This is a genomic window from Rhizobium sp. Root1203 (genome assembly GCF_001424945.1).
GTDB lineage: Bacteria > Pseudomonadota > Alphaproteobacteria > Rhizobiales > Rhizobiaceae > Rhizobium.
The window spans coordinates 1-21,628 of record NZ_LMCW01000036.1 but is presented as its reverse complement, the minus strand read 5'-3'; the positions used below and the strand labels follow the sequence as shown (position 1 = coordinate 21,628).

General features: G+C 57.5%; 18 protein-coding genes and 4 pseudogenes. 12 read left to right on the top strand and 10 right to left on the bottom strand.

All coding sequences use genetic code 11. The features are described 5' to 3' along the window. The 7 genes and pseudogenes from ASC97_RS35755 to ASC97_RS25705 all read right to left on the bottom strand — a co-directional run. Positions 1–264, bottom strand: a pseudogene (locus tag ASC97_RS35755) (ISKra4 family transposase); the annotation flags it as partial. Positions 265–372: 108 nt separating this feature from the next. Further along, positions 373–1,275: pseudogene (istA, locus tag ASC97_RS25730) on the bottom strand (IS21 family transposase); the annotation flags it as partial. Positions 1,276–1,928: 653 nt separating this feature from the next. Next, positions 1,929–2,501, bottom strand: a complete 573-nt coding sequence (locus ASC97_RS25725; protein WP_156390466.1) for an HNH endonuclease — start codon at positions 2,499–2,501, stop codon at positions 1,929–1,931. A 275-nt stretch (positions 2,502–2,776) separates the two neighbouring features. Further along, the gene (locus tag ASC97_RS25720) at positions 2,777–4,438 is read right to left on the bottom strand and encodes an AAA family ATPase (RefSeq protein ID WP_057471182.1); all 1,662 of its coding nucleotides are present in this window, start codon (positions 4,436–4,438) and stop codon (positions 2,777–2,779) included. Then, entirely contained in the window at positions 4,428–5,813 is a 1,386-nt protein-coding gene (locus ASC97_RS25715; RefSeq protein ID WP_057471181.1) for a hypothetical protein, read from the bottom strand. The genes ASC97_RS25720 and ASC97_RS25715 overlap by 11 nt, the downstream gene beginning before the upstream one ends. Continuing rightward, positions 5,810–6,400, bottom strand: coding sequence for a type II toxin-antitoxin system VapC family toxin (locus ASC97_RS25710; protein WP_057471180.1), 591 nt, complete (start codon positions 6,398–6,400; stop codon positions 5,810–5,812). The genes ASC97_RS25715 and ASC97_RS25710 overlap by 4 nt, the downstream gene beginning before the upstream one ends. After that, positions 6,390–6,686, bottom strand: a complete 297-nt coding sequence (locus ASC97_RS25705) for a hypothetical protein (protein WP_057471179.1) — start codon at positions 6,684–6,686, stop codon at positions 6,390–6,392. The genes ASC97_RS25710 and ASC97_RS25705 overlap by 11 nt, the downstream gene beginning before the upstream one ends. A 796-nt stretch (positions 6,687–7,482) precedes the next feature. Between ASC97_RS25705 and ASC97_RS25700 the strand changes: the two genes are divergently transcribed. The 6 genes and pseudogenes from ASC97_RS25700 (at position 7,483) to ASC97_RS25675 (ending at position 12,865) form a co-directional block, all read left to right on the top strand. Further along, the gene (locus ASC97_RS25700) at positions 7,483–9,336 is read left to right on the top strand and encodes an ABC transporter ATP-binding protein (protein ID WP_057471178.1); all 1,854 of its coding nucleotides are present in this window, start codon (positions 7,483–7,485) and stop codon (positions 9,334–9,336) included. A gap of 25 nt (positions 9,337–9,361) precedes the next feature. Continuing rightward, positions 9,362–9,836: pseudogene (locus ASC97_RS36410) on the top strand (NUDIX domain-containing protein). A 19-nt stretch (positions 9,837–9,855) separates the two neighbouring features. Continuing rightward, positions 9,856–10,464 (top strand): AAA family ATPase, encoded by a 609-nt coding sequence (locus ASC97_RS35750; protein WP_057471176.1) that lies wholly within the window; start codon positions 9,856–9,858, stop codon positions 10,462–10,464. Further along, positions 10,464–11,318, top strand: coding sequence for a GNAT family N-acetyltransferase (locus ASC97_RS36405; RefSeq protein WP_082530162.1), 855 nt, complete (start codon positions 10,464–10,466; stop codon positions 11,316–11,318). Before ASC97_RS35750 ends, ASC97_RS36405 begins: the two co-directional genes overlap by 1 nt. A 45-nt stretch (positions 11,319–11,363) precedes the next feature. Then, the gene (locus ASC97_RS25680; protein WP_057471175.1) at positions 11,364–11,978 is read left to right on the top strand and encodes a 3'-5' exonuclease; all 615 of its coding nucleotides are present in this window, start codon (positions 11,364–11,366) and stop codon (positions 11,976–11,978) included. 44 nt (positions 11,979–12,022) lie between these two features. Beyond that, positions 12,023–12,865, top strand: a complete 843-nt coding sequence (locus ASC97_RS25675) for an acyl-CoA thioester hydrolase/BAAT C-terminal domain-containing protein (protein WP_057471174.1) — start codon at positions 12,023–12,025, stop codon at positions 12,863–12,865. A gap of 27 nt (positions 12,866–12,892) precedes the next feature. Here ASC97_RS25675 and ASC97_RS25670 read toward each other — a convergent pair whose 3' ends face one another. From ASC97_RS25670 to ASC97_RS25660, 3 genes and pseudogenes are all read right to left on the bottom strand, one after another. Continuing rightward, the gene (locus tag ASC97_RS25670; protein WP_057471173.1) at positions 12,893–14,035 is read right to left on the bottom strand and encodes an RHE_PE00001 family protein; all 1,143 of its coding nucleotides are present in this window, start codon (positions 14,033–14,035) and stop codon (positions 12,893–12,895) included. A gap of 196 nt (positions 14,036–14,231) precedes the next feature. After that, positions 14,232–14,652: pseudogene (locus ASC97_RS25665) on the bottom strand (plasmid maintenance toxin (PemK-like)). After that, entirely contained in the window at positions 14,639–14,917 is a 279-nt protein-coding gene (locus ASC97_RS25660) for a type II toxin-antitoxin system Phd/YefM family antitoxin (protein ID WP_057471172.1), read from the bottom strand. Before ASC97_RS25660 ends, ASC97_RS25665 begins: the two are co-directional and overlap by 14 nt. A gap of 151 nt (positions 14,918–15,068) precedes the next feature. Here ASC97_RS25660 and ASC97_RS25655 point away from each other — a divergent pair, with 151 nt between their 5' ends. The 6 genes from ASC97_RS25655 (at position 15,069) to repC (ending at position 21,093) form a co-directional block, all read left to right on the top strand. Beyond that, positions 15,069–15,317, top strand: a complete 249-nt coding sequence (locus ASC97_RS25655) for a hypothetical protein (RefSeq protein ID WP_057471171.1) — start codon at positions 15,069–15,071, stop codon at positions 15,315–15,317. Further along, positions 15,314–16,444, top strand: a complete 1,131-nt coding sequence (locus ASC97_RS25650) for a site-specific integrase (protein WP_057471170.1) — start codon at positions 15,314–15,316, stop codon at positions 16,442–16,444. Before ASC97_RS25655 ends, ASC97_RS25650 begins: the two co-directional genes overlap by 4 nt. A gap of 214 nt (positions 16,445–16,658) precedes the next feature. Next, positions 16,659–16,940 (top strand): AAA family ATPase, encoded by a 282-nt coding sequence (locus ASC97_RS35740; RefSeq protein WP_057471169.1) that lies wholly within the window; start codon positions 16,659–16,661, stop codon positions 16,938–16,940. 488 nt (positions 16,941–17,428) lie between these two features. Beyond that, positions 17,429–18,625, top strand: a complete 1,197-nt coding sequence (gene repA, locus ASC97_RS25640; RefSeq protein WP_057471168.1) for a plasmid partitioning protein RepA — start codon at positions 17,429–17,431, stop codon at positions 18,623–18,625. Between the two features lie 75 nt (positions 18,626–18,700). Next, the gene (gene repB / locus ASC97_RS25635; RefSeq protein ID WP_057471167.1) at positions 18,701–19,681 is read left to right on the top strand and encodes a plasmid partitioning protein RepB; all 981 of its coding nucleotides are present in this window, start codon (positions 18,701–18,703) and stop codon (positions 19,679–19,681) included. 155 nt (positions 19,682–19,836) lie between these two features. Then, on the top strand, positions 19,837–21,093 hold the full coding sequence (repC, locus tag ASC97_RS25630) for a plasmid replication protein RepC (protein WP_057471166.1): 1,257 nt from the start codon (positions 19,837–19,839) through the stop codon (positions 21,091–21,093). Positions 21,094–21,628 lie beyond the last annotated feature (535 nt).

Here is a 21,628-nt window from a genome sequence, read left to right as displayed (position 1 = left end):
AGAGCCCAGTTCCGCCTGAATTCGCTCCAATTCTGGTGTTGCTCTTCCATTCAGTAATGTATCGAGGCTGGATGTGCGCGAATCTTGCGCCTTTCCGCATGCACAACTGCGCCACCGTGGCACGCGCACACAACAAGCGCCRAGGAGCGAGTCGATCGTACGGGATCTATAATCATGAACTCTCCGGAGGCCATCACAGTCTTTGCATTTACGATCCTGCTGGCCGGCCTGGGCGGCCTGAAACTGGGTCAACCCGGACGCCAACAAGCTCGACCCAGATGTTCATCTTCAATTGCGCTGACAACGAGTGCCCTTTCCAAAAAGCTCTCGACTATCCGAAGATTCTTACCCCCACGTTTTTCCCGCTCCCGTGTTGAGGTCTTCGATCAAAGCGCTGATGCGGATATTGAGATCGACAAGGCTGAAGAACCGTTCGTTTCGGAGCCTGGCCAGGACCCATCTCTCAACGATTAAAACCGTCCCTTCGGCGGACGGTTTATCCCGAGGATGTCGCGGGCGTGCCGGAACCACCGTCGTGTCGTAGTGCTCAGCGAAAGCGTCAAACGTCGCATTCAATGTCGGCTCGAACCAAAGAGCCTTGGCAACCGCAGACTTGAGGTTGTCGCAGATCGTCGTCTTCGTCTCGCCTCCGAAGTAACTAAAGGCCCGCTGGTTGGCCTCGATCCAGTCGGGTAGCTTTTGGCTGAAGCTGGCATAGGCGAACGTCAGTTGCGATGCGCTCAGCACCGCCACATAGATTTGTGCCGAGCGGATCTCGCCGGTAGATGGATCGATGATCGGGATCGTATGGCCGGCATAGTCGCATTCCATCGCGACACCAGCAACGTGACGGCTGCGGTAGGTGGGCCTAGCGCGGCTTTCGTGATCGGCAAACCGGCCGCAAAACCATGTATAGCCATAGCCGTCCGGGTGAGCTTCCCGGTATTCCTGCCACAGCAAATGGAGCGTGACGCCCTTGCGCTTCAGTTCGCTGGCCATCTTCGGCCAATTCGGCTCGACGGTATCGCGTGGAGGCCGTCCCATTCGCCGGAATAGTCGATGCTCAAGAACGTCGTCCTCGTCCAGGCCCGGAGGTAACGGCCAGACCGCAAGCCCGGCTTCCTTTGCCCGCAGCACATACGTCGAAACCGACGTCTTGCTGATCTTCAGCCGCTCGGAAACGGCACGTATCGATAATCCCTGCTCGAACGTAAGCCGCAGGATCGATCGGATATCCTTCACGTCAGTATGTCTCGCTTGCTTCCGCCTGGGCATCTTGTCCTCGCTCAAACCACGAGGGCAAAGTGCCAGATCGGCGCACACGAAAATCGATCAAAATCTGTCGCTGTGCCTGTCCGCGACTTTGTGAAATCACTGTCCCGTACTTAGTGAAATCGGTGTCCGCGACTTACTGAAATGTCTGTCCGCGACTTTGTGAAACCCGCAACTGGCCGGTATGCTGGGTTACGCTATGTCAAACCCATCGACTTGGGAGCCAGATCTGAGTTCCGCCCTTAGGACTTTCCCAGAGACCCGAAGATATCGATCCGTCTCGGTGGGTTTGGATGGAAAACAATCGCTGGCCTCAGATCATCCGAGAACGCAGGCAGATTTAGATGCCGATGTAACCATTTTGCATTCCATCCTCGATTTCGGCTTCGGCCAGGCCACCGAAACCAGATGACAGTCAAAGTGGCTTTGCTGTGCAGCTATGCGTCTTGGCGCTTACCTCTCACCGTACCTGCTAGATGTCCGCCTTGCGAAGTCTAGAGCTTTAGCGCCGGATATGCCCTTGCGGGTGAAGACCCGCATGGGGCTTCAGCTTCGCCGAAGCCCGCTTCCGAAGGAAGACGCTATAGGAGCCACTCCCTATGCCTATGCGTCTCGCCGAAACCCTTGCCTTGGTGATGATCCCCCGGGCCACCCAATTATGCGGGCAATACATCGGCAAAGGCGCCATCACAGAAATCCACATTTTCTGCCAGAGAGCGCAGAAGCACCGGCTGCCAGTGGTTGAGATGGAACCTCGCGCTTTCCACGTCCGCCTGGGCAAGCAGATAGTCCCGAACTCCGTTTGGGCCGGCCCATGCGAATGACATTCTGATCGCCGTAACCTGGCTTGTCAGATAAATGTTGATCTCTCTGGCATAGCGCTCATTGAGTTTCAGTCGTTCAATCACATAGGCGAGACGTGCTCTCACGACGGCGTCGATGGCCGCGTTCGGATCGATGTCGTAATCTGCGACGAGACCACCCTCGTGAATGATGATGGTTGCCCGCAGAAATGGAACATTGGGAAGTTCCTCAAGATACGGATGGAAAAAGCGTTCGGCTGGATCATCGGCAACCGATTTGCTTTTGGAATGATTGCAGTCGTGGCAGAGCGGCACCAAATTTCGAGGATACACGGCAAGAGCGTGGTAAGTTGACCGGGGCAGATGATGGTCCAATTCGCGCGGCGGAGCGATGCCGCAAACTGGGCAAAGTTCGACACCTGCCATGAGGTTGGCTCGAATAGCGGCCAACTTCCTCCCGGCTTGCGTAAATTCATAACCATTGTGGATTGCGTTGCGGAGCTCGACGGTCAGACCCGCCCCCTTGAGCGGTTCTGCCGGCGCGCCAAACCCGGCATCGTAGGCGTCGTAGAGCGCAACGACGCTGTCGAGTTCGGCTCCGGTCGCCGCGTAACCCTTTGACAAGCCCGCATGAGTATAGGGTTCGACCGCGTCCGCGAGGTAGTCTCGCGCCTCGTCGCGAGAAGGACATGCCAGTGACCTCATTGGAGTGACTTTCGTGCAAGACCCGAGAGAACATAGGCAAGCGCTTGACCGCTTAACGGGGGCGTGAAGTGCTCATTCACCTGCTCGACGCTGGTGTGAGCCTGCACGAGAATGTCGAGAACCCCGTGGAAATCCGTCGTGGATGCGGTCAAGCCGAAAGTGTCGTGGGTCAGCGTGCCGACGTTCTCTCCGAAAGTCTGCCTGGACGGCACCATGACGTCGAACTGATCTCCAACTCGGCGAATGACGCGCACATGTTGGGACAGGGTCTCCTGCAGGATTACCGGCGAATGCGTTGCGACGATTGCAAACGCATTTTTCTCCTCAAGGACCAATCGCAGCGCGTGCAGGACCCCTGCAATGAGGGGTGGATGCAGATGCGTCTCCGGCTCATCGAACAGCACCAGCGACTTCCTCGTCGTGTGAGCGACCAGCGAGGCGATTGCATGAAGCGTAATCTTGTGTCCGGTACTCCAGCTCAGGAAGCTCGATCGGGGATCAGCGCCGATCAGCACCTGCCAATCGGAACTCGCCACATCGACGAATGAGGCGTCTGCCAGCACTGGCTGCAGGGCAGCTTCGAACAGCGCGCCATCTCCATTGGCAGTGATCTGCCCGACCAGACGAACGAACTCGTCCGCCAGTTGCTCGAGCGATTTCAGCTTTGTGGTGGGTCTGCGATCGACGGCGTCGACCGTTGCTCTCTCGTTATCCGCCCGAGGCCGGGACCTTGCTGTCGCCAATTGTTCGCGCACTTCGGCAACGACGTCGCGCAGACCGGCATAGACGTACCGCCCTCCCCCCTTCTCGATATCTGCTGCAATCTGCTCCAGTTCAGTCTCGTAGAGACCGGGGACGGAAAAGTTTTCAAAAGCACTGTAGGAGACGGCGATAATGCGCATAAACCCAACCGAAGGTGGATCAAACACGCCAACCGACATCAACTGAGGCCAAGCCCTGTCGGACGGGGAAGCAAAAGCGACGCGAGCAATTCGCGCGAGCAGTGTGCTTTTGCCCGATCCGTTCCGCCCGATGAGCACCATAACGCGTCGCGGCAACAAGACCTCGCGCTGGCTGGGTCCGAGCTTGCGTTTGGGGCCGGAATAGAAAATGGGACCAGGGGCGTCGAAATAGAGTTGGACGGGAGACGACCACCCGCCGGGATGGAATTTGAATGAGAAGTGCAAGTCTGGAAGCTCGTTTGCGCTGCGCGAGTGGATAGCGCCGGCGTCGGCAAGAAAGCCATCGGGATCGATGTTGTCTCGAAAGAGAGATATGCGCCAACCCTTTTCCTGGTTGAACGCCTGTTCGAGCTGGGGGTTGGCGACGACGTCATTGAGGATGGACAGTATCTCATCGCGATCGGTCGACGGAATCTCGTTGAGCCGCTGGTAGTAGTCCAGGGAGCCACCAACCGATCCAAATTCGGGCGATAGCCGTTCGAAAGATTCTGTGATCTGGATGTCGTCTTGCTCGGACTGGCCGCGTCGCAATATCTTTACCGGCCCTAAAAGCGTCGGAGGTTGCCCTTCCTCTTGATGGTAGAGGTGATACTGAGTCTTGAATGAATAATCGTTCCAGTGGTCCTGCTGGAGTGCGAACTTCGTCGGAAACGACTGCACGCCTTTTCGGCTTGGAAGCAATATATTAACGACCATTGGCGCCTTCCCTCGACCTGGACACACTGTTTTTCTGCGCGTCTATGCTTGCCCCACTGCCCAACAGACCGGCCAGAAATTGTTCGCGTTCGACACTTGGCGTCGAAACGGCAGAACCGATCAATGCACACACCACTTTTCGAGCGATCTCTCTGGCCGCGCGCTTGTCCCGACCGGAGATGTCTCCCATCGGCTTGCCATGGAGAAAGTCACTTCTGAGCTTGAAGAGGTCTCCATAGGCCGTACCGGTCGCGGCGTCGCCCAACAGCCCGGAAATTCGAAGGCACACACGGTGGGTCGCGCCCTGTTTCACCCCGCCAAGCCGGGGACGTTTTTTGGTATCATGATCTATGGGTGAGCCCAAAGCTGCTTCAATGGTCGAAATATGAGCGAGGAACTCGTCGATTCCGTCCGCCTGGAAGCCCCTAATGAAAAAGTGCGCTATAGGCCGCGCGAACAAGGACGCTTTGCGTGCGGATACAATGTCATCCCAAGCACTATCGTTCAGCCAGGTGATTTCATGATCGCTACCTTCATCCAGCGGATAGAGGAGCGGCCTTTCGTACTCATGGTGTTCGCCATTGTTATCAACATACCCTGCTGGCTCCCAAGTCAGGCTATCAGGGGTCGGTGGGGGAAGCCGCCGAGCAAAGACATCGGAATCGACGGTGTAAACCCAAGGCAATACAAATCCTCGCCACTCCGTCTCCATAAGGTCGGCGATGTTTTCCCATGGGATCGTGAGAAGGCCGAAAAGGGCAGCTTCGACCGCCGGTGGAAGGCCTGTCTTGTAGGGTTCAATCCTTCCAAAATCCTGACTGAGATCCACGAACAGACCGGGCAGTCTTCTGCCCTCCGGCCCCATGTCGTCGTGCCGAACCTCCTCGCTGACGACGAGCCAGTTGAACTGGGAGAAACGTCCACTATCGAGCGACCAGTTTTCGTTCACGCGTTGAAGGATACTAACGTTGAAGAGCTGCTCAAGCTCGGCCGCAGAAAACCGCCGCACTTGGTTTGGGCCAAACGAGATCGCCGGAAGGCGCGATGCCAGATCGAGCGGGCACAGGTGCATCCGCCTCGATGCGGTGCTCCGGATGGCCTTGTCGAGACCATCCAGTATCTCGGCCGCAGTCGCTGCCAACTTAGAACCCTGGCCACCGACGAGGCAGGCCAAGCCGAGCTGCCGCAATGCCGAGGCAAGCGAAAATCGTAACATCGAGCCGGGTCTGACGTGTGGATATCGGGTTTGGCACAGCTCCACAAATTGCAGAAAGGCCGGCAAGTTCTGCAGGTGATTGATATCTGTTTCAGGCACCTGGGCCAGTTGTTCGAGTTCGTGGAGAAAGTCGAGGGGAGGAGCGGCCTGGTCGTTCATGACGATCGCTGTCCCGGTAAATTTCGATAAAGAACGATCCGGCCGGTTGGCACGATCTGGGTTAGGAAATCAAAATCGCGGACGTTGCCAGTCAGTACGCTGGCGCCCAGCTGACGCGCCTGCAGGAACACGAGGGCGTCATTGATGAAGCGACGCTCGTGCCCCTCCCCTTTCGGCAGATTACTCAGCCGAAATAGAAGACCCGCCAACATGCCGGCCTGACCCCAGATGGCCGCGTCTGGCGCGTGGAGCCGATGGTCTGGAATGTCCTCTATCGTCGCTGCGACCGTTTCGAGCACCGTTTTCGTGGAAGCATGTTTTGGGTCGAGCCGACCAAAAGCGTGGGTCAGCTCGGACAGACACACCACCGAATGGTGGCAGAGGCGATATGTGAGCAGCGTGTCCACTTCCACGGGCGATCGCCCCTGCAGCACGTCCAGGTAGACGCTGGTATCCAGAAACAGCGCCCCCCCAATCGCGGGCTCGTCAGCAACCCATGGGAGATCGCCGTCGCGCCTGCGTTCCAACGTTCCGGCGTGTTTTTGAGGCTTTAACGATCGGAGAGCTTCGGGAAGATCAAACCCCAAGATCAATGTCCGACGGGATGCTGCCCTTGCGTGCGACCAGACGGACGCCAAAGTCGTCTTCTAGGGCCAGCCGCGACAGCGCCAGTTCCAACAGCTCCGTGTCAGAAGTGACATGGGCGCGCTTCTTGGCCGCCTCGATCAATTCGGAGGGAACGCGCCCCGAAACCCGGGTATTCTTCGCGGCGCCAAGCAGACCGGCGGCTTTCGCTTGTTCCAGCACAAGCTTATTGCGGGTGGAAGCGATCATTGCTTCGCTGTCTACAGCCGTCCGTGTTTGCGCAGCCATAAGAACCTCCTGTGTTGAACGGAATATAGATTGCGTTGAACGCGGAGGCAAGGGCTTAATGAGTGCTTGCTGCGGGACGTCAGGCAACTGAAGTGTCCGATAATGTTGCATTATCAGGCATGTAACTTGCGCTCATGGCCTTAAGAGACCCCCATCCAGAGTAATTAGCTGGCTAGATATTTCTACACCTAGGCTATCCCTTCAGTCTTCACACACGGCGTGCTCAACAGTTTCACCATCGCTGCCGGGATCAACCAATACGCGGCCCCTGACATGCTCTCAGTCAAACCCTCCGTCTACGTTCGGCCGCGATCGATTGCAATCGCGCGACGGTAGCCGGGGGAACCTTAAGAGCGGAATTATCGGCAGTGATGCGCGATGGGATGACAGTCATGAGGAGGTCAGCAGACCACTCACTTGGGGTGATGCTGATGGAGGTCTCTTGACCGGCGTGTCCGCGGCCACGAAACCCTTGCCGACATCAAGCTGATGAGCGACATTTTCGCATGGCAATCACCGAAACGTAGGAGGCTATCAAGTTAGGCAACCCATGGCTCAAGCGAGGTGCCTCCGGAACCAGCGCAAGAGCTTACCCTCACGGTGATCGCAATCGAGATGATGTTTTGCGTCTCTCCATCGGTTGCAGACCTCGCTCGAGATGCCTCTCCCTTAATCCTGCCCACTTATCCGAACGCTTTCACGTACGAGCGGTGTTGAGGCGCTTTCGACCCTGGCCGTGGCCGCCAAGCACCGTTCACGAGGATCTCCTCGCTTTTCATTTGGAGTTCGAGCACCCATGTCGATTTCAGATACGATTTACCGCCCGTTCGAAAGATTGATCCAGCCGCTTGATATCCCTTACCGGCTGCTGCCATCGAAGGGGCCAATCAGCGTTCTCCTGCATTTCATCTCAATGTTCCGTGGCGTGCTGATCGCGCTGGCGCTTTCATCCATGCTGTTCGAGGCGATCAACCTGCTCATCGTCTGGGGCCTCTCGGTTATCGTCGATGGCGTGACGCAGCAAGGTGCGGCCGCCTTCTTGCTGAACGAGTGGCCGCTGCTCACCATCCTCGGCCTGCTGATCTTCCCCGTCATGCCGATCGTGTCCTTCGTGCTGAACACGCTGACCTCACACACGCTCGGCATCGGAATGCCCGCCGCCATCCAATGGCAAGGTCACAAGGCGGTAGAGCGGCAGGATCTTGCTTTTTTCCACGATCTCTTCGCCGGTCAGGTTTCCTCACGGTTGCAGCAGGTTGCGGCCGCAGTCCAGCAGCAAATCATCGCGGCCTTCCAGTCCATCCCGCGCTTCGCGGTGCAGCTGGTAGGTTCAGTGATCCTGCTCAGCGCGCTTTCCTGGCAGCTCGCCTTGCCTGTCATCATCTGGATCGCGTTGAATGTCGCATTCACCATCGGGATCGTGCCGACCTTCGTCGAGCGCTCACGCCGCACCGCAAAGCAGCGCAGCCTGGTTGCGGGCGCCATCACAGATCTCTACACCAACATGCAGATGATCAAGCAGTTTGCCGCCGAAGACAGCGAAGCCGGCGCCATCCGCAATGTCATCGGCAAGTCGGTCAAGACGCAGCAGACCGAGCAGCGCCTCTATCGCAGCTCCGAGCTAACCGTCGTGGTCCTAAATACGCTCCTGTGGCTGAGCATGATGACGATCGGGTTTTCCGGCCTCGTCAAGGGCTTCCTGACGGTCGGCGAATTCGTTGGCGCCGTCTATGTCTTGAACCGGCTGTCGACGCAGATCTTTACGTTCCTGCAGATGGGGCAGCAGATCTTCCAGGCAATCGGCACGATCAAGGACGCCATGCCCGTCATGACCACCCCGCCCACCATCATCGACCGACCGGACGCGACGGAACTCGTAGCAACGGGCGGCGAGATTCGCTTCGAGAAAGTACGCTTTTCCTACAAGACCGGTAAGCCGGTCATCGACGATCTCTCGCTGACCATCCGCCCGGGCGAGAAGGTTGGCCTCGTCGGCCTCTCGGGCGCGGGCAAGACCACCCTCTCCAACTTGCTGCTGCGCTTCTACGACATCAAGGACGGTGCGATCCTGATCGACGGCCAGGATATTCGCTCCGTCACCCAGTCGAGCCTGCGCCGCGCCATCGGCGTCATCGCCCAGGATGTCGCGCTGCTGCACCGGTCGGTTGGCGATAACATCCGCTACGGTCGACCCGAAGCGACACGAGAAGAGATCGAGACTGTCGCGAAAATGGCTGCGGCCGACACCTTCATCGCCGACCTCGTCGACAGTGAAGGCCGCACTGGCTATGACGCTTTCGTCGGCGACCGCGGCATCAAGCTGTCAGGCGGCCAGCGTCAGCGCGTCGCCATCGCTCGCGTCATGTTGAAGGATGCGCCAATTCTAGTCTTGGACGAAGCAACCTCGGCGCTCGACAGCGAGTCCGAAGCCGCCATCCAGGAGCGGCTCAATCTCGTCATGGAGGGAAAGACAGTGATCGCAATCGCCCATCGCCTGTCGACTATATCGAGCATGGAGCGGATCGTCGTCCTCGACCACGGCCGCATCGTCGAGGAAGGCAGCCCGGAGCGACTGATCGAAGGGGACGGATTGTTCGCACGCCTTTGGCAGCGCCAGACGGGCGGCTTTATTCCAGAAGACATAGTTTGACGCATACCGATCAGAAAGGGCGCCTATCACTGAAATTCCGATCCGATGCTCGGCGCTTATCAATCGTCATTCTACGTAGACCCACCGGATGCGAAGTGCTTCTTCTTCGGCGGAACCATACGCTGGTTGGCGAATGGTGCCAGATCGCTGGCGCGATCGAGGAGGGCGAAAAAGCATGAGAAGCAGCGCTTCGCGAAGTCAACGAGGAGACAAATCTCACCTGCGAGAGTCTTTATTCCGCAGACATCTGTGAGCACTTCTACTAAGCCGATCGTAATGCCATCAGCATCTTCCCGGTTTTTGTCGGCTTTGTGGATGCCGATGCGACCGTCATCATCAATCACGAGCACAGCGAATTTCGATGGGTGTCATTCGAAACCGCCGTGGGAATGGTGCCATTCGCAGGACAACGTAATGTGCTGAGGCATGTAGAGGCCGAATTTGTAAGGCGTGAGCCGGTTCGGCACCTTTTGATCAAGGCGGCTTCCCCAAAGCCCTGAACGAGATGGAGACGTTGCAATGCCTCGATACGTGGCTTTAACCGAAGCGGCGTCGACACTGGCGAGAGCCAATCGAGTTCTCGTAATCGGCTGCTCCGGAGGCGGGAAGACGACCCTGTCCCAGAGCATTGCGACTACGTTCGGGCTGGAGTTTCAGTCACTCGATCGCGATGTCAGGTGGCTGCCCGGATGGAGAGAGCGTGCCCGTGAGGAACAAAGGGCTCTCATCGCTGAACTGACGCAGCGGAGCCGATGGATCATGGATGGCAGTGGCGCATCATCTTTCGATCTGAGACTACCGCGAACTGATCTGGTTCTGTGGGTCCGTGTCCCCCGGCGCGTTGCCTTATTTGGATTGGCGAGACGAGTTGCCCGCTTCTACGGTTCGGTGCGACCAGCAATGGCGCCAGGTTGTCCTGAACGGCTGCCGGACCGGGAGTTCCTCTCCTATATCTGGAGTTTCGAGAGGAAATACGCGCCGATCTTCATTCAATCCATCGACAGGCATGATCCGGATGTCCCGGTGGCGGTGCTCAGCTCCCATCGGGAGATGACACAGCTATTGCGAATGTCATCAAAATTTGAATTTGGGCCAATTAAGCCAGACCGCTTGGAGGAAACGTTTTGATGGAGAAGGCCTTGATTTACGGCACCACATCCCGCGGCCTTTTGGTGTTCGATGAGCCTAATTTTCCTGAAGTCCCCATACAAGTGCCTGGAGGCACGGTCGAACCAGGGGAACAAGTAGTTGATGCCGCCCGTCGAGAATTTGGCGAGGAAACCGGGTTGTTGGGCCGAACGGGTTTCCGGCTCCTGGGCGACAGCCATCGCACCTTCGAGCGAAACGGAGGGCATCATGATCTCCACCGCACCTACTTTCATTTGCCGCTTGAAGACGATCTCCCTGAGACCTGGACCCATTTCGAGACCAAGCCGTCGGGTGGTGGCGCGCCTATCTTGTTCCGGTTCTTCTGGATCGACGTCGCGCTTGCACGGGCGCGCCTCGACCTTGGCAGCGGAGAGATGCTCCATCGATTACCGCCGATTGGGAGGTACGATCTGGTTTTGATTGAAAACGCCGGCGACCAATCCGCTTATCACAGGATACGGCGGACGGTGCTGTTCGAGGCCAGAGGCCGCTCCGACTACATTCCCGAGGGGCCGGAAGAGATCAAAGAGCAAAATCTGTCTTTGATCTTCAAGCTGGACGGTGAGCCGATTGGGACAGTTCGTCTTGATCAAAGGTCCGGTGGAAGGGCGATCGTGCGTCTTGTGGCGATCGCAAGTGACGTCCAGAGGCGCGGCCACGGAGCGGCACTTCTGCGGCACGTCGAGCACTTGGCGCTTTCACTCGGAGCCAGAGAACTTCTCGTGCATTCCGCCCCGGATGCCGTTGGTTTCTATCAGAAATTCGGTTTTGCGCGTTTTGACTTCGAAGCTGGTGATTTCAACAGTGTACAGCTGCACAAAATGATCGAATGATGTATTCCGACGTTGAAACGCGCCACTTCAAAATGGAGCATGCCTTTGAAAACTGCAATCATGTTTGACTGTGAATTTCTTTGCATTGAGGGGTCGCAACGCCGGTTTTGGTGTGCAGCCCACGATCCGGACCCGGTCATTGCTCAGATCGGCGCTGTAAAACTTGGGTTAGAAGATGAATTTCCTATTCTTGACATGTACAAGGCCTATGTCCGGCCGATCGACCGGTTCGGAAATCAATATGCGCTTGATCCCTATTTCACGGACCTGACCGGCATCACCGACGCGGTTGTCGAAACGCAAGGCGTGATGTTGCAGGATGCATTGTCCAGCCTCGACAGCTTCTCGGGCGGCACGAGGTTCTGGTCATGGGGCAAAGACGAACTGAACATGATGGCAATCAGCTGCTATATCGCTGGCATTGAGGCGCCAATCCCGGCTCATCGCTTTGACAATGCCGTCAAACTTCTGCTTGCCGCCGGAATGCCGGTCGAAGATCTGGCCAAGACGCCAAGCAACAAGCTTGCAGACTACTACAACGTCGAGCATCCACCCTTGCAAAGTCATGATGCGCTGGATGACGCGCTCTCGGTGTCGTATACCCTTCAATACCTCCTGAAGGCTGGGAAACTGCAGCCGGAACTTTTTGAGTCCGTTTGAAAAGTTGCGAAGTCCAATGAGGAAACAGCAAGAGAGACCGTTCTATGTCCATGCCTGAAATCGAGCAGATCGATGGCCAGCTGAATGGGGCATTCATTGCGGCAAGGCATGGCGGGGAGACGGGCGTCATTGTCTTGAGCGGCTCCAGCGGCAGGGTCGATGTCGACAGGGCCGCGCTCTTTGCGAAGGCCGGCGCAAACGCGCTTGCGCTGCGCTGGTTTGGGGCGCCCGGACAGTCCCCGGGCATCTGCGAGATCCCGTTGGAGACGTTTTTCAGCGCTACCGACTATCTCATTTCCAGAGGGTGCCAGCGGATAATTTTCGTGGGCACATCGAAAGGAGCTGAGGCAGCATTGCTTGCAGCAGTTAATGACCAGCGTGTAAGCGCGGTGATTGCGATTAGCCCGACGTCCGTCGTGTGGGGCAACATCGGTCCTGGCAAAGATGGAGTGGCCTGGCCCGAACGGTCGTCGTGGTCTTTGAAAGGCGTGCCCCTCGATTTCGTTCCGGCCGCCTCTGCCTGGGAGCGCGGCAACCGGGATGGGCTCATTTCTTATCGACGTTTCTTTACTCAGAGTCTCAACGCCAATCCCGAAGCGGTTCAACGAGCGCAAATTCCGATAGAGAAAACAGCGGCAGATATCATCGTTGTTGCAGGTGGGGATGACGCGCTCTGGCCGTCGGACGTGTTTGCCGAGCAGTTGTCCCGTCGCCGGAAGGAATATTGCATGCCGGTATCCTTTATAATCGACAGCGAGGCGGGGCACAGGATTTTGCTGCCCGGGGAGCACACATCGCGATCAACCCTTCATGCCCATGGTGGAAGCGATGAGGCAGATGCTAGGCTGGGAGAGGCAGCTTGGCGAGAGATCGTGACATTGCTTTGATCTTTCGCTTGATCACCACACTTTTGTTTACAACACGCCCCACGCCCGAAACCTCCCCCTCCCGGTCATCTCCCTCAAGCCGAGCTCCAAAACAATCCGCCGCGCCGCCTGCGGCGTCACCTCGAGCGTTTTCGCCACCATTTTTGCCGACACCAGCGGTTTTGCCATCACCAGATCGACCAGCTCCGGCAATTTCGACGAGGTGCGGCGCCCCTCCAGTTTTCGGTTCATCATCGTTCTCGCCAGTGCTAGGCGGTCATGCTCTTTCAGACCGATTTCGGCGGCCGCTATCAGCCCGTGGGCAATCGAAACCAGCCGTGTCTCGCGATCGCGATGCCGGCGGCGATCGACGGGGATGGTTTTGAGTCCGAGATTAATGGCGGCGAGGTGGGGGCCGGTGGTGATGCCGGCCTGGCGCAGGATGGAGGCGGCAAATAGCCGACCGAGCCAGGGCGCATGCTGCAGGACGGAAAGTTCGTTCCAGGCATCGAGCGCGACGATCGCCTGCAGCACCGCCGGCAGGTTTTCCGCCTGGCGCATCACGCCGCGCCATTCCTCCAGCCGGGCATCCTCGTCCCAGTCAAGATCATAGACCAGTGCGTCTCTGTCTGCCGCGCTGGCGCGGCCGGGACGTGTTGCGTTCTCGATCGCAGCCTCCGATCGGGCCAACACCGCATCAATGGCGGCATAGTCGACGCCGGGTAGATTTTCCACGTGGTCGGCGTCATCCGCCTCCCCTTCCGGAACTTCTGCCACGACCGCGGGCCGGATGACGCCAGCCGGCTCCACCGCGTCAGCGCTGAAAGGAGTGATGTCCGACGTCTGTCGCAAAGTTCGGATACCCTCTGCCGATAACGCCCAGCCGGGAAGATGGGCGGCAATGCGCCGGCGGCTGCGCAGAACGTCGCGGGCGATCGTCAGCTCGTGGGTGGGTGTGCGAATATCGCGGGTGTCGTCATGGAGGACGAGGTCTTCGAGATGCACGAGTTCGCCGTCGATCCACAGCGAGGCGCAGGCGTCGGTGAAGTGGGTGCGCTCGATCCAGCCCTGCCCGACCGGCGAGCGGGCCACGCGCTCGTCGAGACGCGTGAGCGCGACACCGGCGTCGAAAGCCGGCCGCATCAGGGCAGTCATACTGATGTTGGCGATATCGTAAGCCATTGAAATCATGGTAAATGATTCCTTAAAGGAACTCTATTTAAATATTGTGGTTCGCCACATCGTATGATTGCCGGTTAGCATTATAACCATCGATAAGTATCCCTTATCGGAAGTCATTGATTTCGAGTCGCAGATCAGCGAGAATCGCAGCAAAATCATTGCCGTCGGGCCGATAGGCCCAGTTTTCGAGGATCGCTCCGTGCTGCTATTCGCTCCTGGCTGTCGCCAAATGCCGCTGCGCTCGCGCCAGTTCGACAAACCGCCGTTTCACTTCATTGAAGAATGCCGGCGGCAGAGGGCCAAAATAGCCCGTGTCGCTTTCGTGAGGACGAACATCCGGTCCCGGCACAAAGCGGTTGCTTTCGGTGAGCACAAGCCACGACCGCTCGTCGTCGAGCCCCAGTCGCCGTTTGGTCGCCGACGGAATCTCGATGGCATCGTCGGCATGGCTGGGCTGGCTATGGGTTATCGGCAGCACGCGCACCGTCGGCCTGTCGGCGTCGAGATGGCGACGATCGCCAACACCACCGCCGGGCGATCCGCTCGTCCCTGCCCTCGAGGTGGTGCCAGTGCCAGAGATAGGAATAGCGAAATACCCAGCCAACCTTCGGTTCAGTCGGCAGCATGCTTGCCCGTCAACAGCTCGGAATTGAAATGATCGCGGCCCTGATCCATGCTCGATGCCTCGATCTCGGCCAGTTCATCGTCACTGAGCGCCGCAGTCAGTTCGACGCGCCGGTCGCGTTTTGTCAGCCGCAGGTAATCCTCATAGGCGATCAGTACCGTGCGCGGTCGGCCGTTCTTGGTGATGATCACCGGATCGCGAACGGCGGCGTCCTGATAGGCGCCGAAATTTTTCGAAACTGCGGCGGCCGTCACTGTGGAGGTCATGTCAAAACTCTTTTCTTGCGGCGTATGCGGATTTTACGGAAGTTTTACAATCCGCGTTGCGACCTGTCGGGACGTCGACAGTCTCATACTACAGTTATCTGGACCGCGGCCTCTCCTGTTTGCAGCGGTCTCATAAGTTAGGGAAACGAGAATGCGTATTTTGATCGATGTGGGCGAGGCCGCCGAGCGGTTCGAGGAGATGATTGAGCTGGCATCACGCGGTGATGAGATCTTGATCTGCCGCAACGGCAGCCCGGGTGCGGCTTTAACCTATATCACAAAAGTGGAAGCATCGATGGATGCGTTTCTGAAGCTTGCAGCCGAAGGTCGGGAAAGCGTGCCGGATGGCACCACGTCCGATCACGGTCATTTCTATGACGAGCACGGTTTACCAAAATGAGTGCAGTCGAACGCCGTGCCCATGAACTCGACACCATCGCCGCCGTGCTGCCGATCGACCGGCGCGACGAACTCGCCGAACTGCTGACCGACCAGGACATCGAAACCCTGCGGCATCTGGTCAACGAAGGCATGGGTGCCAACACACTGCGGGCCCTGGCCTCCGACCTTGCCTATCTGCAGGCCTGGTCGCTTGCCGCCACACGCAGTCCCCTGCCCTGGCCGGCGCCGGAAGCGATGTTGCTGAAATTCGTCGCCCAGCATCTGTGGGACCCGCAACAGCGGGAAACCGATCCGAAGCACGGCATGCCCGACGCCGTCGACGGGCAGCTCCGCACCCAAGGTTTTCTGCGGTCCACCGGCCCGCATGCGCCCGACACGGTGCGTCGGCGTCTTGCCAGTTGGTCGACGCTGACGAAATGGCGTGGCCTGGCCGGCGCCTTCTCCTCTCCTGCCCTCAAATCAGCGATCCGTCTCGCTGTCAGAGCCACTATGCGGCCTCGCCGTCGCAAGAGCGCAAAGGCAATTACCGGTGATGTGCTGGCCAAGCTGCTGGCAACGTGCGGGAGCGACAGCTTGCGCGATATTCGAGATCGCGCGATCCTGATGGTCGCCTTCGCCTCCGGCGGCCGGCGCCGTAGCGAAATTGCCGTCCTGCGCAAAGAGCAGCTCACGGTCGAGCCACCAGTGGCCGTTGAAAGCGGCGTTTCCCTGCCGTCACTCGCGATCCATCTCGGTCGGACCAAGACCTCGGGTGCCGACGACGACGAGATCGTCTATCTCACCGGTCGGCCGGTCGACGCCCTCAATACCTGGCTGGGCGCGGCCAGGATCGACAAGGGCAGCGTCTTCCGCGCCATCGATCGCTGGGGAAATGTGTCGCGCCGACCGCTCGATCCGAAGTCGGTCAATGATATCGTCAAACATCGGGCTAGCCTCGCTGGGCTTGAGCCCGGGGAGTTTTCGGCGCACGGGTTGCGCTCCGGTTATCTGACTGAGGCTGCCACTCGGGGCATTCCCCTCCCCGAGGCCATGGAACAGTCGCGGCACCGATCCGTTCAGCAGGCCTCCAACTACTACAACAACGCCACACGGCGTACCGGTAGGGCAGCCCGACTTATCACATGAGTCAAAACATCCACGCAATTCTGGAATAATGACCGATAAATGCAAGGATGATTGAAGGCAGAGTTGAAGCCAAACTCCAGGCTCTTGTTGACGACAATGCTGCTGATGCCCTACTCGGCCCTCGTCAGGCAGGCAAGACGACGCTTGCCATCGATATCGGCAAACCCGCCCTTCAACCTATCGCGATCTGGAATCGAAGGCAGATCGGGCCAAGTTGTCGGAACCGGAACTCTGTCTTGCAAGTCATGACGAAACGCTGGTCATCCTCGATGAGGTTCACCGCCTGCCGGATTTGTTCCAAGTGCTTCATGGCTTGATCGTTCGCCACCGCCGGGCCGGACGGCACACCGGCCAGTTCTTGCTGCTCGGCTCGGCTTCCATCGACCTCCTCAAAAAGTCATGCGAGACGCGTCAATCCGAGAAGTGCGATGGTGAGCTCGGATTTCTGACAACCTCGACCATTCGGCGCTGGCGCGTTTCCGTGGGCGGCCATTGAAGCTCGTCGGGCCGCGGCGACGATATCGAGGCGGTCCGCGCTGTCGCACAGAATTGGGCTACACCTCTTCCGATGCAGCGCCTCGCTTGGGCTAGACTTCTCTACCCCAGTTAGCGTGGGCTCCTTCCCGGCGAGCCGTTTCCGGGTGAGTCGCGCCCCAAGCTTCTCGCAGGACCCCAGTCTCAGTACGACGCTTCGATGACGTCGAAACACTCTCCTTCCTCGCAGTTTTGCTTCCTCCGCGTGGGACGTTTTTCTCAAGTCATTGCGTTTATTGCAGAAAATCGATGTTTTGACGGCAGTCAACATGAGATGTGCAAAACACTAGAAAGCATCTTCCCTCGAACAGAGAATCGCCCTCCTGTGGACGACAATAGCCCGTTAACCTTTTGTTAATTCTATTTTCCTTGTCAGAATAAGAGAATCGGGGATAATGACGGCATTTCACCTATTTCGGTGATTTTATCGACATAATGGCCAGAGGCACAATGAACGCGTTCAGCTCGCTACCGTCATTTGAATTTGACGACAAGATCCTGATGCAGGGTGCGGAGATTTCGCGCAAGCTCGATCAGTTGCGGATGGAGAACTTTCCCCCGAACGCACGCAAAACGCTTCGCCCGTTCTCCGTCGCAGAGGTCGCCCACTACCTTGGGGTCTCACCAAGCAACCTGAAGCGCCTGTATCTCGACGGCAAGGGACCTATTCCGACAACGATGTCGGGAAATCGCAAGTACTACACCGCGGAGCAGATGCTGGAGTTACGCTTGTTTCTCGACAAGACGGGCAAGACCGAAGCGAAGCGATATGTCCCGCATCGCAAAGCCGGTGACAAACTCCAGATCATTGCCGTTGTGAATTTCAAGGGTGGATCTGGGAAGACAACTACGGCCGCTCATCTCGCTCAGCATCTGGCATTGACCGGGCATCGTGTTCTGGCGATCGACCTCGATCCCCAGGCGTCGCTGTCGGCCCTGCACGGTTTTCAGCCGGAGCTCGATCAAAATCCATCGCTTTATGATGCCATCCGCTATGATGACGAGCGCAAGCCCATCGCCGAGATTATTCTGCCAACCAATTTTCCCGGCCTCGACATCATACCGGCAAACCTGGAACTCCAGGAATACGAGTACGACACGCCACTGGCGATGCAGTCCGGAACCGAGGGAAAGAGATTCTTTACCCGGCTTGGTAAGGCGCTTGAGGATGTGGATAGCCGATACGACGTCGTGGTGGTCGACTGCCCGCCCCAGCTTGGTTATCTCACCTTGACGGCACTTACCGCAGCGACGTCCGTGTTGATCACCGTTCATCCGCAGATGCTTGACCTGATGTCGATGTCGCAGTTCCTGCTAATGCTCGGCAACATTACCAAGACGATCAAGAAGGCCGGCGCAAATGTGCGTATGGATTGGCTGCGCTACTTGATCACGCGCTTTGAACCAACTGATGTGCCGCAGGTGCAAATGCTTGGCTTCATGCAATCGATGCTGGCCGAAGAAATTCTAAAGGCGCAGATGGTCAAGACGACTGCAATCTCCGATGCAGGGCTGACGAAACGCACGCTTTATGAGCTGGACCGCTCGAATTTTACGCGGGAGACCTACGATCGCGCGATTGATTGTATGGATGCAGTCAATTTCGAGATACAGGCCTTGATTCACAGGGCATGGGGCAGGTTGTGACGATGTTGACTGCCGTCAAAACCGACAAATTGCCCAATCAAACCAAAGCGATGTCTACGGTTCGAGGATAGCGAAATGGCACGAAAAAATCCGTTTATGAGCGTGATGAGCGATGCACCGGCAGGCAACAGCCGTGCTGCGCTTGATTATTCGATGAAGGGCGCTTCAAAGTCGATTTTGAGTTCTATCGACGAGATGGCGGCAAGGGCGGACAGGTTGCTCGAGGGTGAGACAGTCGTCGAGCTAGAGCCGAATCTAATAGACGGGTCCTTTATTCGCGATCGCCTGGAGGATGACGAGCAGGAGTTTGCCGAACTCCTGAATGCTATCAGCGAGCGAGGACAGGATAGTCCCATCCTCGTACGCCCGCATCCGAAATCCAGCGGACGGTACATGGTCGTCTTCGGCCACCGCAGACTGCGGGCGGCAGATGTCCTGAAACGAAAGGTCCGCGCTGTCGTCAAAGACCTCAAGGACAGCGACCATCTTGTAGCTCAAGGACAAGAGAACTCGGCACGAGCAAATCTCTCCTTCTTTGAGAAGGCGATGTTTGCCCGCGAGATCGCACGGCTTCAATTCGATGGCGACAACGCGATCGTCCTGTCGGCGCTGTCGGTAGATAAGGCAACCCTGTCGAAGATGCTTGCAGTAGCGAGCATGCCAAATGAAGTTCTCAACACGATCGGCGCCGCCAAGGGCATCGGGCGTGATCGTTGGTACGAGCTCAAAACCCTATTGGAACGGCCGTCGAACCTTGAAAAGGCGATAGCCTTCATTGACGGGGAGGCCTTTCAATCACTGGCCGGTGATGACCGTTTCAACGCGCTGTTGAGCCATATCAAGGCGTCGGGCCGAACGATCACGCCGAAACAGATCCGCGCGAGCAAATGGGCTTCTGACGATAAATCTGTCGCCGCTGACCTGAGGAGCGACGGGCGCACCTATACACTTGCTTTGAAGGCAAAAGACGCCGTTGGCTTTGGAGATTATCTCTCCGAGAACCTGACGGATCTCTACAATGCTTATCGAAGCCGCAACGTTCAACAAGGAGAGTAGACCGCAAAAGAAAAAGGCCCCCAAACGACCAAGTCGTGGAAGCCTTCCTCGTATTTCTAGCAAGATCGAGAATCGCATTTCCACGAATCACAGTCAAGAGTCTTGGCACCGATTTTGGTGAGTTGATTTCTTTTGCCTAACTGCGGTGAAGGCAAATGGACAGTGGATGTGTAACGACGCCCTTCGGGCGGCGGCCGATGTCGCTTGGCATGCTCGCAAATCAGCAGCTTGCCGAGACGATCGAGCCGGGAACAACGAAAAACAAGTGGAAGCTCTTCAGGGCGATATGCGAAGCGCGCCGGTCGCTGGGTGTGACCGATCGCGCCTTGACGGTGCTCGATGCGCTGTTGACCTTTTATCCGAGTGACGAGCTCGCTGAGGAGCGAGGCCTGGTGGTTTTCCCGTCCAACGCGCAGCTTTCACTGCGTGCACGAGGAATGGCTGCTGCGACACTCAGGCGGCATCTGGCCGTTCTCGTCGATGCGGGACTGGTTCTCCGTAAAGACAGTCCGAATGGCAAACGCTATGTACGCCGTGACAGGGCAGGGGAGGTGGATGAGGCATTCGGGTTCAGTCTTGCGCCTCTCTTGGCACGCTTGACCGAAATCGAGGCTCTGGCAGCCCAGGCAATCGCAGACAGGGAACTTTTGCGGGTGACAAAGGAACGCCTAACTCTCTGCCGACGGGATGTGGCGAAGTTGATTGAGACAGCAACCGACGCCGGCCTCCCAGGCGACTGGGAAACAATCTATGCCAGGTTCCGTATCTTGGTTGATGGGGTACCGCGGGCGGCAACAGTCGAAAACCTTTCGCCGATTCTGGATAACATGCAACTTCTTCGCCATGAGATCGTCAACCAGCTGAAAAAGAACATTAAAGACCAAAAAATGGGCACCAATGAGTCCCAGAATGAGCGGCACATACAGAATTCACATCCAGAATCCATTTATGAATCTGAACCCGTTTTTGACCCAAGCAAGGGTGAAGAACCTGCGCCAGAACCTCCGCTACCAGCGACAACTATGAAAGCCTCCCGCTTTGGCAATAACAGCGATTTGCGGCAAAAGTCCTTCCCACTGGCGCTTGTCCTCCAGGCTTGCCCGGAGATTGCACCGTATGGCCCGGGCGGTGTTATTAACAGTTGGCGTGACCTGATGGTGGCGTCTGTGGTCGTTCGCTCGATGTTGGGCGTCAGTCCGTCTGCATACCAGGAGGCTTGCAGTCTTATGGGCCCCGAGAACGCTGCAACCGTTATCGCCTGCATCCTGGAGAGGGGAGGGCTAATCAACTCGGCCGGAGGGTATTTGCGTGACCTTTCCAGACGAGCGGAGAAAGGCGAGTTCGCTATTGGACCTATGTTGATGTCTCTCGTTCGTGCAAATTGCGGCAGCTCGCGCAGGAAGATCGGCTAGAGTCGGCACCAAGGCTTGATTGATCCGCTCCCGGCCTACAACGAGCGTTTTGTTGTACTGAGCCATCTGGTTGAGATTGTCTGGTGTCACTATCGCCCAGCTCTGCGTCATTGTCCGCGGTGGGAGAAAGTTCAATCGACTTCCAGGACGAGCTTTTATGATATCGGCGGATCATGCGAGAAAGCGTCGGCCGCGGCACGCTCCCCCAAAAACGAGCTCTCAAGGCCGTTAACAGGTTGCGATGATGATAGAAGCCTCTCGAATCCCGCGAGAGTCGTCAGGTAAAGATATCTTCCGGCCGTCATTTTCGGAAACACAGCATAGTTAACGTCTAAGCAGCGGAAATAAACTCGCCGTTTGCTTTTATTACGTGCAAAGCGTGGGGTAATTCAATGTATTACGCGTGCCGGGGAGAGGCCGAGCCGCGCGGCTCCGGGGGGTAAGTGGGGCAGATTCGGTGGCACTGGTCGTGGGTTGGGCAATTTCGCTGAATGGAGGCCGAGCCGCGCGGCTCCGGTGTCAGGCCCGAGCGAGA